A 14,413-nucleotide genomic window follows, 5' to 3' on the forward strand; every position below is an offset into this window, starting at 1 on the left:
TATTATTTTTGAATATTGTATTCTCTGTTTACTACTCTTTGCTGTTAATTTGAGTTTACTCTTTTTTTAAAGATTCAATTTGTATGACTGCTTTCATTTCTTCACCATACTTTATACTGCATTCTAAATTCACCTTTTCAATACAATAAGAATGTTGATCTAAAAAATAATATGCATTATAATTCCCTGTCCAGGGATCAGTTTCAAAACTGGCTTCACTCTCAGTAGCCACATAATGACCTTTTTGTTCTATCCTTACCAAATTTGATTGATCTAAAAACTGATCAATCTTCTGTTCTATTTTATACTTCGACTCTTCATCTTTTTCTAATGGAAATAGAACTTCATTTTGAAATGAATAACTTGATGTATAACTGACATGAATTCCGTTAAAAAAAGTTCTTAAAAAATAATCTGAGGCAAGATATTTAAACAAGGTTTCTGTGTTTTCTAAAGCATATTCTGTCTTCTTAACATATTTTTCAGCTACCTCTCCTTCAAAATAGCCTAAAATCGCCTCCTTTTTATCTTTCCAACGACTATGAATTTCATCATAATTATAAATGTCAATCCACTTACCCGATTCATCAACCACAATTTTTAGCGGATATAAAACCTCTGCCGTTTTAACTGCGAGTTCATCCATAATTATATTGGGTTTTGTATTATTTATATAAACAGATCTTCTATTTATCTCAAACAAATGAAAATTATTTTTGTCAGTAGCAAGCCATTTTACACGTACATTCATTTCCATTACATCACTCTGATCATCAACATTTGAAATATATTTTACTTTATATTCCTTATCAATACCCCTAGGTAAAAATGGCAATTTGTTATCCTTTCCTAAGCTTACTTTTTTGGGTGTTTTTGCTATGACTTCATTTGCATCGGAAATACTTTTTTCTGGAGCTAGAATTAAAAATTTAGAATAGCGTTTAAAATCATGTTCTATTAAATCTGCTACCATACAATACATATTGTGATATCTTCTGAGTTCTCTCGCATCTATTCCTAACTTTTGAGCTACACTTTGCAGTGTGTCTCCTTCCATTATTTTATAAGTGCGAAACTTTCCGTAATAAGAAAATTCAGATTCTTCTGTGTAATACATTTCAAATAATTTTTGATTCTTAAAACTATCTTCCTATTCTGCTTTCTTAATTTTAGGTTCGTATGTAAAACCTTCACCGTCAGATTTACTTATTTCTTGTTTCTGTCTCTTACAAATAATAACCGAATTCTCTGTTATACCATTCATTCCTAAAGTATAGTCAGCATCTACATATTTTGCATTTTGATACCATTTTGGCTGTAGAAAAAAGACCCAGTTGTAATTTTCACCATTATGCTGTAAAGCTATTTTGCTATCCGGATATTGAGTATTATAGCCTGTAATTGTATTATAAAATAAAGGCCCGAAATCTATTCTTACAGGTCCTTTTGATCTAATTGAAGTATAAATTTTGCTGTCTTCCTGTTTTTGAATTAATAATGTAATGAGTAAAAGGTCCTTCATTTCGACATCTTCAATTTCTGGGAAAGGATTTTCACCTGGCGGAATTTTCCATGTTACAAATTCTTTTGGCGGTATCTGCATCATAAATTCAAAAACTATGTAAATTCCCGTTGGAACAATAAATACCAGAAAATGCGAGCACATTAAAAAAGTCAAGTTTATACCGTTTAATGCCGTGTAAATAATGGCGAATAAAACACTTGAATAAAGTATAACCAACAGGGAAAACAAAAGTTCGATGCTCATGTTTTTTTGGTTAAATTCATGCAAATAAAATCGGTAAAGCCAGACATGGAGTACACCAAACAACGCAGAAACTATTTGATAAAAAAGGAATTCATCTGATAGTTCATTAAATAATTTATTGTTGCCCAAAAATGCTGTTAGAGCATAGATAAGAACAAAAGAGAAAACATATATATAGAATGTTTTTTTATGTTTTGTCCCAAATTCTTTTATCTTATCGCTAAATAATAAGGTAAGAATACCGCATAATGCTATTATTATTACCAAAAACACGATGAGCTTAACATCAATAAGTGCTAATAAGTTTTTTTTAACCATTTTTAAATACGTGTTGTATACCCTAACACAGGCTGTTTATTAAAATTGAATTTTTCTGTTTCATGATTCATGATCAAGATTGTTTTTGGCTCGACTTCCATCGGAAAAAAATGCTCGTAAAAACAATCAATAAATCTTTTTATTGATCCGTTATGAATATAATTTTCAAATGAATTATTTACTATTGGACCTATCTCGATTGTCAGGTTCATTGAATAATCCATGTATTTGTTACCGCAAATAAAATCGACCCCTAACCTATTTTCTCCTAAATTAATTTGTTCACTTTCTTCGCTGTATTCTTTAGAAGTTGTTGTTTTATAAGACACTTTTTCTTCAATTATACTTGACAAACAACGGCACGATAAATCAATATCGCCTACAATTTTATAAGCGTATGGCAGCAGCTGAATAAATTTTGAAACCAAAACTGCCGGGTAATTATGTGATAATCCCCAAAAATCATAGAAAAAACCAAGTGGTTTACTGCCATTTAGTTTATATAAAAAATCTCTCTCTACACTTTCAATTTTTGTTCGGTAATGAAAAATTTCATTTTCAAACGGATTAAAAAAGTTCCTTGCTTCGTTCTCCTGTTTCTTTTGATGTTTGTGTTCCTTAATCATCTGGTGAACAGACTTATCAGCATTGTTTTCATTTAAACTGTGAACAAATCCTTCCGGAAGAGCATCATACATACTATCCCGAGACAAAAGCAGCGAAATATAATCGCGCCTGATATAATTATCATCCTGAATTACAGCACCTAAAACATCACTTCTAAAAGCTCTCGAAAATTGTCCCTGATTTAAAATCATAATTTCATCGGCAGAGACTTCATCATTCTCAATTAATTCATTGGCAATAATTTCTGCCCGAATGTCATACGGAATACTTTCAATTTCCTCAATTAAATTTTCAAGGCTTTTTTTATTTTTTCTTTGTGTCTTCATTTATACGTCCTGCACCTATATATCGCAACTGAAAATATTCATCATTAAAATTATAAATCCCTAATCCTTTGTCTGTACAAGCTAAAATTCTGTCATTGTGCAGGTACAAGGCTACATCTGATATAGGATGGTCTTTATCGTATCTAAAAAACACTAAATCCCCTTCAGCTAAAAAGGTACGGCCTGTAAAGATTTGAATCGATTTCGACTTCCACATTCCAGCTGGGTCTTTCGGAAGCGTTACTTTATAAACATCACTATATAATGATTGTAGAAAATAAGAACAATCAATTCCCTTTTTAGAAAAACTCTTTTCTTTATAAGGAGTATTAATCCACGGGTCGAAATAAGAATACAATTTGTAGTTCGTAATTTTATTAGGTGTTACTGCTAATACAATTGAATATTTTTCTTTTAAATACAAAACTTCATCACTAAGGTTTTCAGAATTATCATTGACGATAATTTTATTTTTTAACCCAGTTTCTTCCATTTTTGACTGCTTCTTTAAAAGTTCTAAAGAATAGTCATATTTAAATGGTATTTGAGCAATGTATTTTTTATTACCACAAGAGTTCAGCAATACAATTGCAGACAAAAAGAAAACCATTTGGCTTATAAAAAAAACAAAACATCTCTTTTTGATAAATGAATTGCTAGTAAGGTAAAATTTCATCATAATCCAGTAAAACAACTTTTAGACATTTAATAAATTAAATATGTAAGTATATATTTACAAACATAAAAAATATTTTCTTATAATTTAGAAATTTTTATAGTATTTATTTTACATTTTTAAAATATTTGAATTTATATTTGTAAATATTTTCTCATTTTAAACATAAAGTAATAATGCTAGATAAAAAGAATATTGATATTAAAGTTGTATTAGTCTTCGTTGTTCTATTTCTAATAGGAATAATCTCTTTTCTTATTCAATTTTTTAAACATGTCAACTGCGAAGATGTCAAGTATTTTATCTTATCAGATCATTATCAGAGTGAAGAACCAATTGAATTCTATGATAAAACTCATAATGCGAAATCTTGGAAATGGGATTTTGGTGATGGTTCTCCCACAGATATTCGAAGACATACCTTTCATACTTACAAAAATCCAGGAAAGTATATCATTAGCTTAACTATAAATGGAGAATGTGTACATACTCGAGAACTTATCTTAAAAGACAAATATATTCTAGACAAATTAGGTACTCCTCAAATTATTACTTCAAAAATTATTACTGTTGGACAGCCAACTTATTTCAATTCTATTTCACAAAACGCTAAAACTTGGGAATGGGCATTTGGAGAAAATAAAGGCATCGATGAAACGTCTTCAAATCCTGTATTTACTTTTTCAACTCCTGGAGAAAAAACGATTACGCTTGTTATAAACGGAGATTTTAGCCGAGTTGCTAAAAAAGTAATTTATGTGCATCCGCGAGTTATTAAGAAAACAAACCCTCTGGATGTAACCTCTTATGTTTACGAGAAAAATGCAGAAGCTTTTGCCTTACCAAGAGGAACAGCAAAAAAAGATCCGCTTGAAGACATGTTGCAATATGTGCCAGTAGCCCCAAAGAATAAATCTCAAAAGGACAGCATTGCTCCTATTAAAAAAGCACCAAAAATATCTGAAGATCAATTTGAAATTTTATTAAATAAAGTAGCAGAAGGCAGTAAAGTTAAAGATGATTTTGCCGAATTTTTATGTGATGATCTCGAAATTCCGACAGTAAAAAATGACAAAGATTTATTGACCTTCGCACAATTATGTGCTAATATTAAAGGAAAAAAAATAAAAATAGAATCTATCAGACTCAATAAAGACAAAACTGATAATTGTATTAAAGGAATGTCCATAAATTATAAAGTAAAAAAATATCTGATCTGGGTAAAAGACTAATTGTTATGAAACAAGAAAATATTTTCAGTACTGAATTGCTGACTGCGTTTGAAATTGCTAAAAAAATTGCCAAAAATAATTCTAATAAATATTACACAGGATCGCATTTACTTAAGGCTATCTTGAATAGAGACTTGTCACTTCTAAAACGTTTGGAAGCAATGGGAAAAGATGTTTATTTCCTTGATGAATGGGCAGAAGTAAGAATTGAAGAGGAATCGAAAACATCTCATGTTTTGGATGCCGAACCAGCTAATGTAATTGATCAAATTATAAATGAAGCTGAAGCCGTTAGAAACTTATTAAACGAAGATGAAATTAGTTTATATGCTATTATTGTCGCTTTAAGTTCGCCTGGTGTTGGTTTTAATTTTGACCAGATGAAAAGTTTTCCTATTTCAAGGAATGAATTATTAGAAAATGAAACTACAACTTCTGCTGAAAATTTATCAAGCAAAAAAGAAATTAAGAAAGGATTTTTAGGTAAGTATTCTGTGCATAAAAACCTTGAAAAGAAACCCAATAAACTAACTGCTATTGGACGTGAAGGGGAATTAAACACTATAAAAGAAATTCTTTGTCGGTTCTCAAAACCCAATGTATTATTGCTTGGAGATCGTGGCATTGGTAAAACAATTTTGATAAATACTTTAGTTGAAAATATCATTGCGGATCAAGTACCTGATACACTACATAAAGTGCAGTTATTTGAGCTTGATTTATCTTCTTTAATTGCCGGCGCATCTTATAAAGGTGAAATTGAAGACCGCCTAAAGAACTGCATTCAGGAATTAAAACAATTTCCTAAAGCCATTTTAATAATTGAAGAAATCCATACTTTATTAGACAAAAACGGCGGTGACTCTGGAGTTGCAAATATTTTAAAAAGCGAATTAGCGAAAGGGTTAAATATTATAGCCACTTCTACAATCGATGAATATTCAAAAAAAATAGAAAAAGAACAAGGTCTTTCGGGAATGTTTGAAATCGTAAAATTGGAAGAAGCAGATAATGAAACTTTGTTCCGAATGATTCGTGAATCGATTAAAATGTATCAGGAACATCATAAACTAAAAATTGATGATGAAATTATTTCTGAATCTATTAGATTATCCAGAAGGTATCTAAAAGAAAAAAGCCTGCCTGAATCTGCCATTAATTTGATAGACCATACCATGTCTGTTTTAAAAACCTCTGGAGAAACTTTTTTGAAAGGGAAAGAAGCACTTTATGATAAACTGGAAGTTTTAAAGCTGAATAAAGCTAATTTATCAGAAGAACAATTGATTAAAGAATGTAATTGGTTTTTAAGTGATGTAATGCAGAAAACTACTTTTTTAATGGTCATTGAAGAAGAAAACAAAGAACTTTTTAAATATTCAGATGCTATCATAAATCATATTGAAACACTATTAAAAACTCTGGAGGAAAAAGCATTAGATAAACGCAGTCACATTGAAGCTTTTGATTTATCTTTGATTATTGCACAAAAAACAGGAATACCAGCAGGAAAATTAAACGAAGAAGAAAAACAAAAACTTAACAACATCGAGCAAGTTCTTAACCAAAGAGTAATTGGTCAGGATCATTGTATTGCAACAGTCGCAGGTTCAATTCTAGAATCAAGATCGGGATTGAGTAAAGCTGGACAACCAATTGCTTCTTTCTTTTTCTTAGGCCCAACAGGAACTGGTAAAACAGAATTAGCCAAAAGTTTGGCCGAATTTCTTTTTCAGGACGAAAATGCAATCATACGTTTTGATATGTCTGAATTTAAAGAAGAACATTCTGCTGCATTGTTGTACGGTGCGCCCCCAGGCTATGTAGGCTATGAATCCGGAGGGTTGCTAGTAAATAAAATTCGTCAAAAGCCATATTCTATTGTTTTATTTGATGAAATTGAAAAAGCGCATCCTTCTGTTTTTGATGTTTTTCTTCAAATTATGGACGAAGGAAAACTGCACGACCGACTAGGAAAAGAAGGTGATTTCTCTAATGCTATTATTCTTTTTACTTCGAATATTGGTGCAGACCATATTGTTGAAACTTTTAATAGTGGTAAAATTCCTTCCTCAACTTCTTTAATGGAAATTATGGCGAATTATTTCAGACCAGAATTTTTAGGACGTTTAACTGAAATTGTACCTTTTGCGCCTATCAGTAAAGAAAATGCGTTGAAAATATTTGAGATTCATTTGAAAAAAGAGTTTATGGATTTACTCAAAAACATCAATATTAAAGTCGATATTCCAATAGAAGCTAAACTTTATCTGGCTGAAAATGGGTATAATGCTAAATACGGAGCAAGACCGATTAAAAGTATTATTCGAACACATTTAAGAAGACCTTTAGCTAAAAAAATAATCGCTGGAGAAGTAAAAGACGGAGATACTATTTTTGTTAGTATTGAAAACAATGAAGTAAAATGGATAAAACAAGAATTAATCTCTATCTCAGAAAATTAATTCTAAAAACTTCAATACAAAAAAGCCGCTAAGATTAATTTCTTAGCGGTTTTTATTTTTAATTGATGTTACAATTTCTAATATTAATAAAAAAATTGAGTTGTTTCCTTAGCGTTTCGATTTACTAAACTTTTAATTTTTTCAGTTGGATAATCTTTAGCATTATATTTATAAGCGTTTGTAAATTCAGTGGTTACACCTGAATTTGAAATACAAGTTTGTTTAACTACATTATTAACAGATACATCATGATCTAATAATAAATTAAATCCTAAAATATTTTTACTTGGATTATTTTTATTGTCATATTCATAATATACACCTGTAGTCATAACTCCATTCTCATACTTTTCACTACTTAATAAATTGCCATTTGAAAACTTATAAACTCCTAAAACTGTAACTATTTGAGATCCTGCTTTAATAGATTCCAAATAACTTATATTTCCATTATCAAAATAAGTATATTCTGTTTCGCTTATTTTTTCACCATTAGGCAACATGTTACTTTTAGAAACCAATTTTTCATTATTATATGTATAATCTATATAACTTTGAAGCATCCCTTTTTCGAAGAATTCTAGTTTTGTTATTTTAGTTCCTGTGTAAATATATCGTAGTTCATTTTCATTATTCGATGTATTACTAACTATCTTATTTCCATCGTATAAACATTTCACTTCAGAAAAGGAATTATCAGCCCCTGTAATAATTGTTTTTTTAAGTAAAACTTCAGAAGTTTTATCTATGCTTTGTGCATCATTACTTGAACAAGAATTTAATACCAATAAAATGGCACTAACTAGACATAAAATTTTTTTCATAATTTGATTTTTAAATGAATTGCTAATTTAAAAATCAAAAAAAGTTATAAGTAACCACAATAAGTTAATTTTATAACAATATAAGACTTATTAAAAATATGTTAATCGAATAAAGTAATAAGCAAATAAGATTAAAAAAATAATCATTTAAAACTAAAACATTAATCTCGATAAAAAAACGCTAAGAAATTAATCCTAGCGGTTTTTATTTTTAATCTAAAACCAAACCTATTTGACCGTCATCATCTAATTCTGTTTCTACAGATTCATCATCTGGCATTTCTGGTTTTTCAGGAATTTCTTCGACTGGTTCTTGATATGGAAGTGGTTCTAATAAGTTGACTTGTTTTAACTTATCTGCAGTCAATTGATTTCCTAAAGCTTTGAAACCTTTTACTGCTATAAAATCTTCTACATCAATATGTAAATCTTCTTTTTGAACTCCTTTTACTTTTGCAAATACCAATTGCGCCACAGGACGATAATCTGTCGATACAATCTCTAATTGCGAATTTGGATGGTCTGTGATAAAGCTTTCTTCCTTCCCTTCATTTTCAACAAGAAAACGTTTCAAGAAATAACGTTCTTTTTCTCCGTCGTAATAAATGGCCGAAATTGGTTTTTTAGGTTTCCATTTTTCCAAAACAATCATATCTTCATCAAAATGAGTTGACAATTCCGGAATAATAACTTTTAATTTACCAGACTGGGTGATAATTAAAATTTTATCACTTGGTTTAAATTCCCCTAACAGCTCTCCTCTTGCATCAACATTTAAACGTTTCACAGTATCATCAAACCAAACTTTTCTTGGCAATAAGGTCGAAATTCCTTTTTCTTTTAACTCTATTTTTTTGATTGGATATTTAGTTACCAAATTCCCTTTTGAAGCACGGCCTTTAATAGCTAATTTAGCAAAATCAATATCGAATTTTAGTTTCTTGATCGTTCCAACCTGGCGTAATAAGATCGTAATTACTTCTGCTTCTCCATTCGGATTATGCGAAAAATAAACTACTTGTGATCCAGCCGTTTCATTGGTTAAATCATAAGGTTTATCACGAGTAACTCCCGTAACATTAAAACGTTTAATATAAGATGGCCCTGATTTTCCGTCACGATAAATCATGTTGTAAATCGTGCGTTTATCGCTCTTGTCAAAAATAGCAACGTGAATAATATCTTTACCTACAAAAGTCTTAGCATCTACTTTTGTAATCATCATTTTACCATCGCGCAAAAATACAATTACATCATCAATATCAGAACAATCAGTAAGGTATTCGTCTTTTTTTAAACTTGTTCCAACAAAACCCTCTTCGCGATTTACGTATAGTTTTGTGTTACGCAAAACTACTTTTGTAGCCTCAACATTATCAAAAACACGAAGTTCTGTCTGACGTTCACGGCCTTTTCCGTATTTCTCTTTTAATTTGGTAAAGTAAGCAATTGCAAAATCTGTTAAATTTTCCAAATTATGCTCTACTTCTTTCATTTCATCTTCTAATTTCGCAATAAAATCATCAGCCTTATCAGAATCGAAACGGGTAATACGAATCATTGGAATTTGAGTCAGTCTTTGTAAATCATCATCAGTAATTTCTCTGACGAATGATTTTTTGAAAGGCTCGAATCGATCGTATAAATATTTGTAAAGTGATTCTCTGTCAGAATATAATTTGAAATCAATGTACATTTCTTCACGAATGAAGATTTTCTCTAAAGTAGAGAAATGCCATTTATTTTTTAATTCTTCTAATTGAATTTCTAATTCTTGCTTAAGCAGATCAACTGTTCTATGAGTTGAAATTTTCAACATTTCAGACACTCCAATAAACAATGGCTTGTTGTCTTCAATCACACAGCCTAAAGGTGCTACAGAAGTTTCACATGCTGTAAAAGCAAACAATGCATCTATCGTTTTATCTGGAGAAACGCCTGGGAAAAGGTGAATTAAGATCTCAACATCTGCCGCAGTATTGTCTTCAATTTTCTTGATTTTGATTTTGCCTTTATCATTGGCTTTCAAAATACTATCAATCAAAGTCGTGGTATTGGTCGAAAACGGAATTTGAGTAATGACCAATGTATTTTTGTCTAATTGTGCAATTTTTGCACGCACACGCACGCGTCCGCCACGAAGTCCGTCATTATAATTCGACACATCGGCAATACCTTGTGTCATGAAATCAGGATATAGTGTGAATGCTTTTCCTTTTAAAATCTTAATCGAAGCATCAATTAATTCATTGAAGTTGTGAGGTAAAACCTTTGTAGAAAGTCCAACTGCAATACCTTCTGCTCCTTGCGCCAAAAGCAATGGAAATTTTACTGGAAGATTGTTTGGTTCTGCACGACGACCATCATACGAAACACCCCAATCTGTAATTTTTGGAGAATATAAAACCTCTAAAGCAAATTTTGATAAACGTGCCTCAATGTAACGCGAAGCTGCCGCTCCGTCACCAGTTAAAATATTACCCCAGTTTCCTTGGCAGTCAATTAATAAATCTTTTTGACCAATTTGTACCATGGCGTCACCAATACTTGCATCTCCGTGTGGGTGATACTGCATGGTGTGTCCTACAACATTGGCAACTTTATTATAACGGCCATCATCCAGCTCTTTTAAAGAGTGCATAATACGACGCTGAACCGGCTTAAATCCGTCCTCGATAGCAGGAACTGCACGTTCTAAGATTACATATGAAGCATAATCCAAGAACCAGTCTTTGTACATGCCTGTTACTTTTGTAATAACGTCTTCTCCTTCTTCTTCCTGATTCTCGTAAAAATGCTGGCCTTCAAAATGCTTGGCATCTACGTTGATAATTTCATCATCTTCTCCGTCGTGATTTTCATCAATAGGATTTTCGTCTGAATTATTCTCGTCGTCGTTTGGAATTATGTTATCGTCTTCTTCGTCTTTCATTATTTATATTCGAAAATTATAAATTTAAAATTGTTGTGATAAACTTTGATTTAACTCAAGTTTGATGTTTTTTAATTCGAATTGTATTGATCTAAAATTGTGTTTTTCAAAATAAAGGGTTTTAATTCTTCGTAACTAAAAAAAATCTTAGGCTCTCCGCCTGCAAAACCAACGAGTTCATATGGTGCATACGAAAAAGTAATTCCTGTAGGCAAAATATAAAAATTATGGGTAATTGGTACTTCATTAGATAATAAGCCATCTGCATATTCTGATCTAACTTTATCTTCATAAAAACTTATAAACTTGTCATCAGACAGATTTATTAATTTTTCAATATCTATCGTTTTCCCAGTTGTCAAATCATAGTTATCATATTCTGTATGCATCATACCATGAGCTCCTCCCATATAACTGTATGAGAAATCAGAAACTACATAAATATTAGCATCAATAAAAACTGGTGACACAACTGATAAAGTTTCAGAACTATAATTTTCTTCTTCTTTTTTAGATTTTTCAACACTAAAATTATGTTTCCATTTTTTATAATTATTAATGCTCAACGAATCGGTATACAAATACTTTAATTTTGTTTCCAGAATATCAAAATTTACATCATTGGAAATAATTTCAGCAAAAAAATTATAATCTCTTGAAGGAGTAAATTCCCTCATAGCTTCATCCTTTTTAAAAGCCTCTCTTGAATCAAACAATGTATAATCGATTTCATCGTAACATTTGTATGCTGGAAATGCTTTACTTGGATAAATTTTATAACTTTTTTTATCCAATATATATTCTATATACATTCCTTCTGTTGAAGGATTGTACAATTTTAGTTTAGAGATAACCTTATTATCATGATCATAATCATAGATTGTGGCTGTATAATAATCTTGCTTTTTCTCTTTTTCAAAATAACAATAAAGTATATCATTACTTCCTTCAATATAAAGAGATGCAGATTTTACATACCCGCCATACTCTGATGATAATTGATTAGAAAGATGTAATTGTATTTTTTTTCCGTCCTTAATTGATCCTTCAAAAGAATATATAAATGGGCTTTCTAACTTTAAAGTATCCTCAGCTATTACAACAGTATTTTCATTTATCTTGTAAATTAAACTATCATTGTTTTTTTCAATTTTAATTTCGTTTACAGGCTTAGTCGTAACAATTGATTTTTTCTCATCGTTTTTTGACTGACAAGAAATAACTAGCATCATTATTAATAAACCTAGAATAGTTTTTCTCATAAATTTAAACTTCTTCAACCGCATCCAATTCTACTTTCAAATTCTTGATAATAAACTCTTGTCGGTCCGGCGTGTTTTTTCCCATATAAAAGGACAATAATTGCTCTATCGAAGTGTTTTTATCCATCATAATCGGGTCAAGGCGAATTGTTTCTCCAATGAAATTCTTGAACTCATCTGGCGAAATTTCTCCCAAACCCTTAAATCGTGTAATTTCTGGTTTTGGTTTCAGTTTTTCGATCGCCTCTTTTCTTTCTTCATCAGAATAACAATAAATAGTTTCTTTCTTGTTTCTAACCCTGAAAAGAGGTGTCTGTAAAATATACAAATGCCCTTCTTTTATCAATTCTGGGAAAAACTGAAGGAAAAAGGTAATCAGCAACAAGCGAATGTGCATTCCGTCGACATCGGCATCGGTTGCGATTACGATATTGTTGTAGCGTAACTTTTCTAATCCGTCTTCGATATCTAAAGCGGCTTGCAGTAAATTGAATTCTTCATTTTCATACACAATTTTCTTCGTCATTCCGTAAGAATTCAAAGGCTTACCACGTAAACTAAAAACAGCTTGCGTATTTACGTCGCGCGACTTTGTAATCGATCCGGAAGCCGAATCTCCCTCGGTGATAAAAAGCGTACTTTCTAAGTTTCTAGGGTTTTTAGTATCTGGAAGATGCGCTCGGCAGTCTCTTAATTTTTTATTATGAAGATTGGCCTTTTTAGCACGATCTGTAGCCAGTTTTCTAATTCCTGATAATTCTTTACGTTCGCGTTCTGCCTGCAGAATTTTACGCAATAAAGCTTCGGCAGTTGGAGGGTTTTTATGTAAATAATTATCAAGTTTATTTTTTACAAAATCATTTACAAACGTACGTACAGAAACGGCTGGTGTTCCGTCATCAGAACCCATATCTGTAGAACCTAATTTGGTTTTGGTCTGAGACTCAAAAACTGGTTCCATTACTTTAATGCTGATCGCACTTACAATCGATTTACGAACATCTGATGCTTCAAAATTTTTGTTATAAAACTCACGAATGGTTTTTACAATTGCTTCTCTGTAAGCCGCTAAGTGAGTTCCTCCCTGTGTTGTATTCTGACCGTTTACAAAAGAGTGATATTCTTCGCTGTACTGCGTTTTACTGTGCGTTAAAGCGATCTCGATATCATGATCTTTCAAATGGATAATTGGATATTCAAGATCATCTTCGCTGATTGTTTCTTCTAATAAATCACGAAGTCCGTTTTCTGAAATGTATTTTTCTCCATTAAAAATAATTGTCAAACCATTGTTTAAGTAACAATAGTTTTTTACCATTTTAATAACGTATTCTAAACGGAATTTATAATTTTTGAAAATCGTTTCATCTGGTGTAAAAGTAACTTTCGTTCCTTTTCGTTTTGTTGTATCGATTATATCTTCTTCAAGAACTAGATTTCCTGCAGAAAACTCTGCTCCTTTTTGTTTATCATCACGTACCGATTCTACACGGAAATAATTCGAAAGTGCATTTACCGCTTTTGTTCCGACACCGTTTAAACCAACTGATTTCTGAAAAGCTTTAGAATCGTACTTTCCACCCGTATTCATTTTTGAAACTACATCGACTACTTTTCCTAACGGAATTCCACGTCCGTAATCACGAACAGAAACCGTTTTGTCTTTTATCGTTACTTCAATAGTTTTTCCAGAACCCATTACGAATTCATCGATACAGTTGTCTAAAACCTCTTTTAGAAGAATATAAATACCATCATCCGGTGAAGATCCATCTCCCAATTTCCCGATATACATTCCGGGACGCATACGGATATGTTCTTTCCAATCGAGTGATCGAATATTATCTTCGGTATATTGATTTTGCTCTAGCATAAAGTAAATTGGATTTTTGGCTAATGTACCATTTATAGTCAAAAAATGAAAGCGTATTTTTTTTTTGTTACGAATTATAACAGCTTTGATTTCTATTTAATTTGATTTAA

Annotated in this window: 10 protein-coding genes; 2 read left to right on the top strand and 8 right to left on the bottom strand. The window is 31.1% G+C overall.

The genetic code is table 11. The features are described 5' to 3' along the window. Positions 1–55: 55 nt before the first annotated feature. The 4 genes from IR010_RS04160 to IR010_RS04175 are packed head-to-tail and all read right to left on the bottom strand — an operon-like array spanning position 56 to position 3,637. A complete protein-coding gene (locus tag IR010_RS04160; RefSeq protein ID WP_194601838.1) occupies positions 56–1,117 on the bottom strand; it encodes a peptidoglycan-binding protein LysM in 1,062 nt (353 codons plus the stop codon). A gap of 33 nt (positions 1,118–1,150) precedes the next feature. Further along, on the bottom strand, positions 1,151–2,086 hold the full coding sequence (locus IR010_RS04165) for a TssN family type VI secretion system protein (protein WP_194601842.1): 936 nt from the start codon (positions 2,084–2,086) through the stop codon (positions 1,151–1,153). Between the two features lie 2 nt (positions 2,087–2,088). Further along, a complete protein-coding gene (locus IR010_RS04170) occupies positions 2,089–3,039 on the bottom strand; it encodes a hypothetical protein (RefSeq protein WP_194601844.1) in 951 nt (316 codons plus the stop codon). Beyond that, positions 3,017–3,637 (bottom strand): C40 family peptidase, encoded by a 621-nt coding sequence (locus tag IR010_RS04175; RefSeq protein WP_317174422.1) that lies wholly within the window; start codon positions 3,635–3,637, stop codon positions 3,017–3,019. Before IR010_RS04175 ends, IR010_RS04170 begins: the two co-directional genes overlap by 23 nt. Positions 3,638–3,891: 254 nt before the next feature. On the opposite strand from IR010_RS04175, the gene IR010_RS04180 reads away from it, so the two are divergent. Then, entirely contained in the window at positions 3,892–4,947 is a 1,056-nt protein-coding gene (locus IR010_RS04180; RefSeq protein WP_194601850.1) for a PKD domain-containing protein, read from the top strand. Positions 4,948–4,952: 5 nt separating this feature from the next. After that, complete coding sequence (locus IR010_RS04185) at positions 4,953–7,412, top strand: AAA family ATPase (RefSeq protein ID WP_194601853.1); 2,460 nt, start codon at positions 4,953–4,955, stop codon at positions 7,410–7,412. An 83-nt stretch (positions 7,413–7,495) separates the two neighbouring features. Here IR010_RS04185 and IR010_RS04190 read toward each other — a convergent pair whose 3' ends face one another. The 4 genes from IR010_RS04190 to IR010_RS04205 all read right to left on the bottom strand — a co-directional run bounded on the left by IR010_RS04190 (position 7,496) and on the right by IR010_RS04205 (position 14,303). Then, positions 7,496–8,236 (bottom strand): hypothetical protein, encoded by a 741-nt coding sequence (locus IR010_RS04190; RefSeq protein ID WP_194601856.1) that lies wholly within the window; start codon positions 8,234–8,236, stop codon positions 7,496–7,498. Between the two features lie 211 nt (positions 8,237–8,447). Then, the gene (locus IR010_RS04195) at positions 8,448–11,168 is read right to left on the bottom strand and encodes a DNA gyrase/topoisomerase IV subunit A (protein WP_194566913.1); all 2,721 of its coding nucleotides are present in this window, start codon (positions 11,166–11,168) and stop codon (positions 8,448–8,450) included. A 71-nt stretch (positions 11,169–11,239) separates the two neighbouring features. Next, entirely contained in the window at positions 11,240–12,430 is a 1,191-nt protein-coding gene (locus IR010_RS04200; RefSeq protein ID WP_194601859.1) for a DUF3298 domain-containing protein, read from the bottom strand. A 4-nt stretch (positions 12,431–12,434) separates the two neighbouring features. Next, positions 12,435–14,303 carry a DNA topoisomerase IV subunit B gene (locus IR010_RS04205; protein WP_194601862.1) on the bottom strand — a complete coding sequence of 623 codons (1,869 nt, stop codon included), beginning with the start codon at positions 14,301–14,303 and terminating at the stop codon, positions 12,435–12,437. Positions 14,304–14,413: the final 110 nt, after the last annotated feature.

It is taken from the genome of Flavobacterium sp. MR2016-29 (assembly GCF_015350695.1).
In the GTDB taxonomy this organism is placed as follows: domain Bacteria; phylum Bacteroidota; class Bacteroidia; order Flavobacteriales; family Flavobacteriaceae; genus Flavobacterium.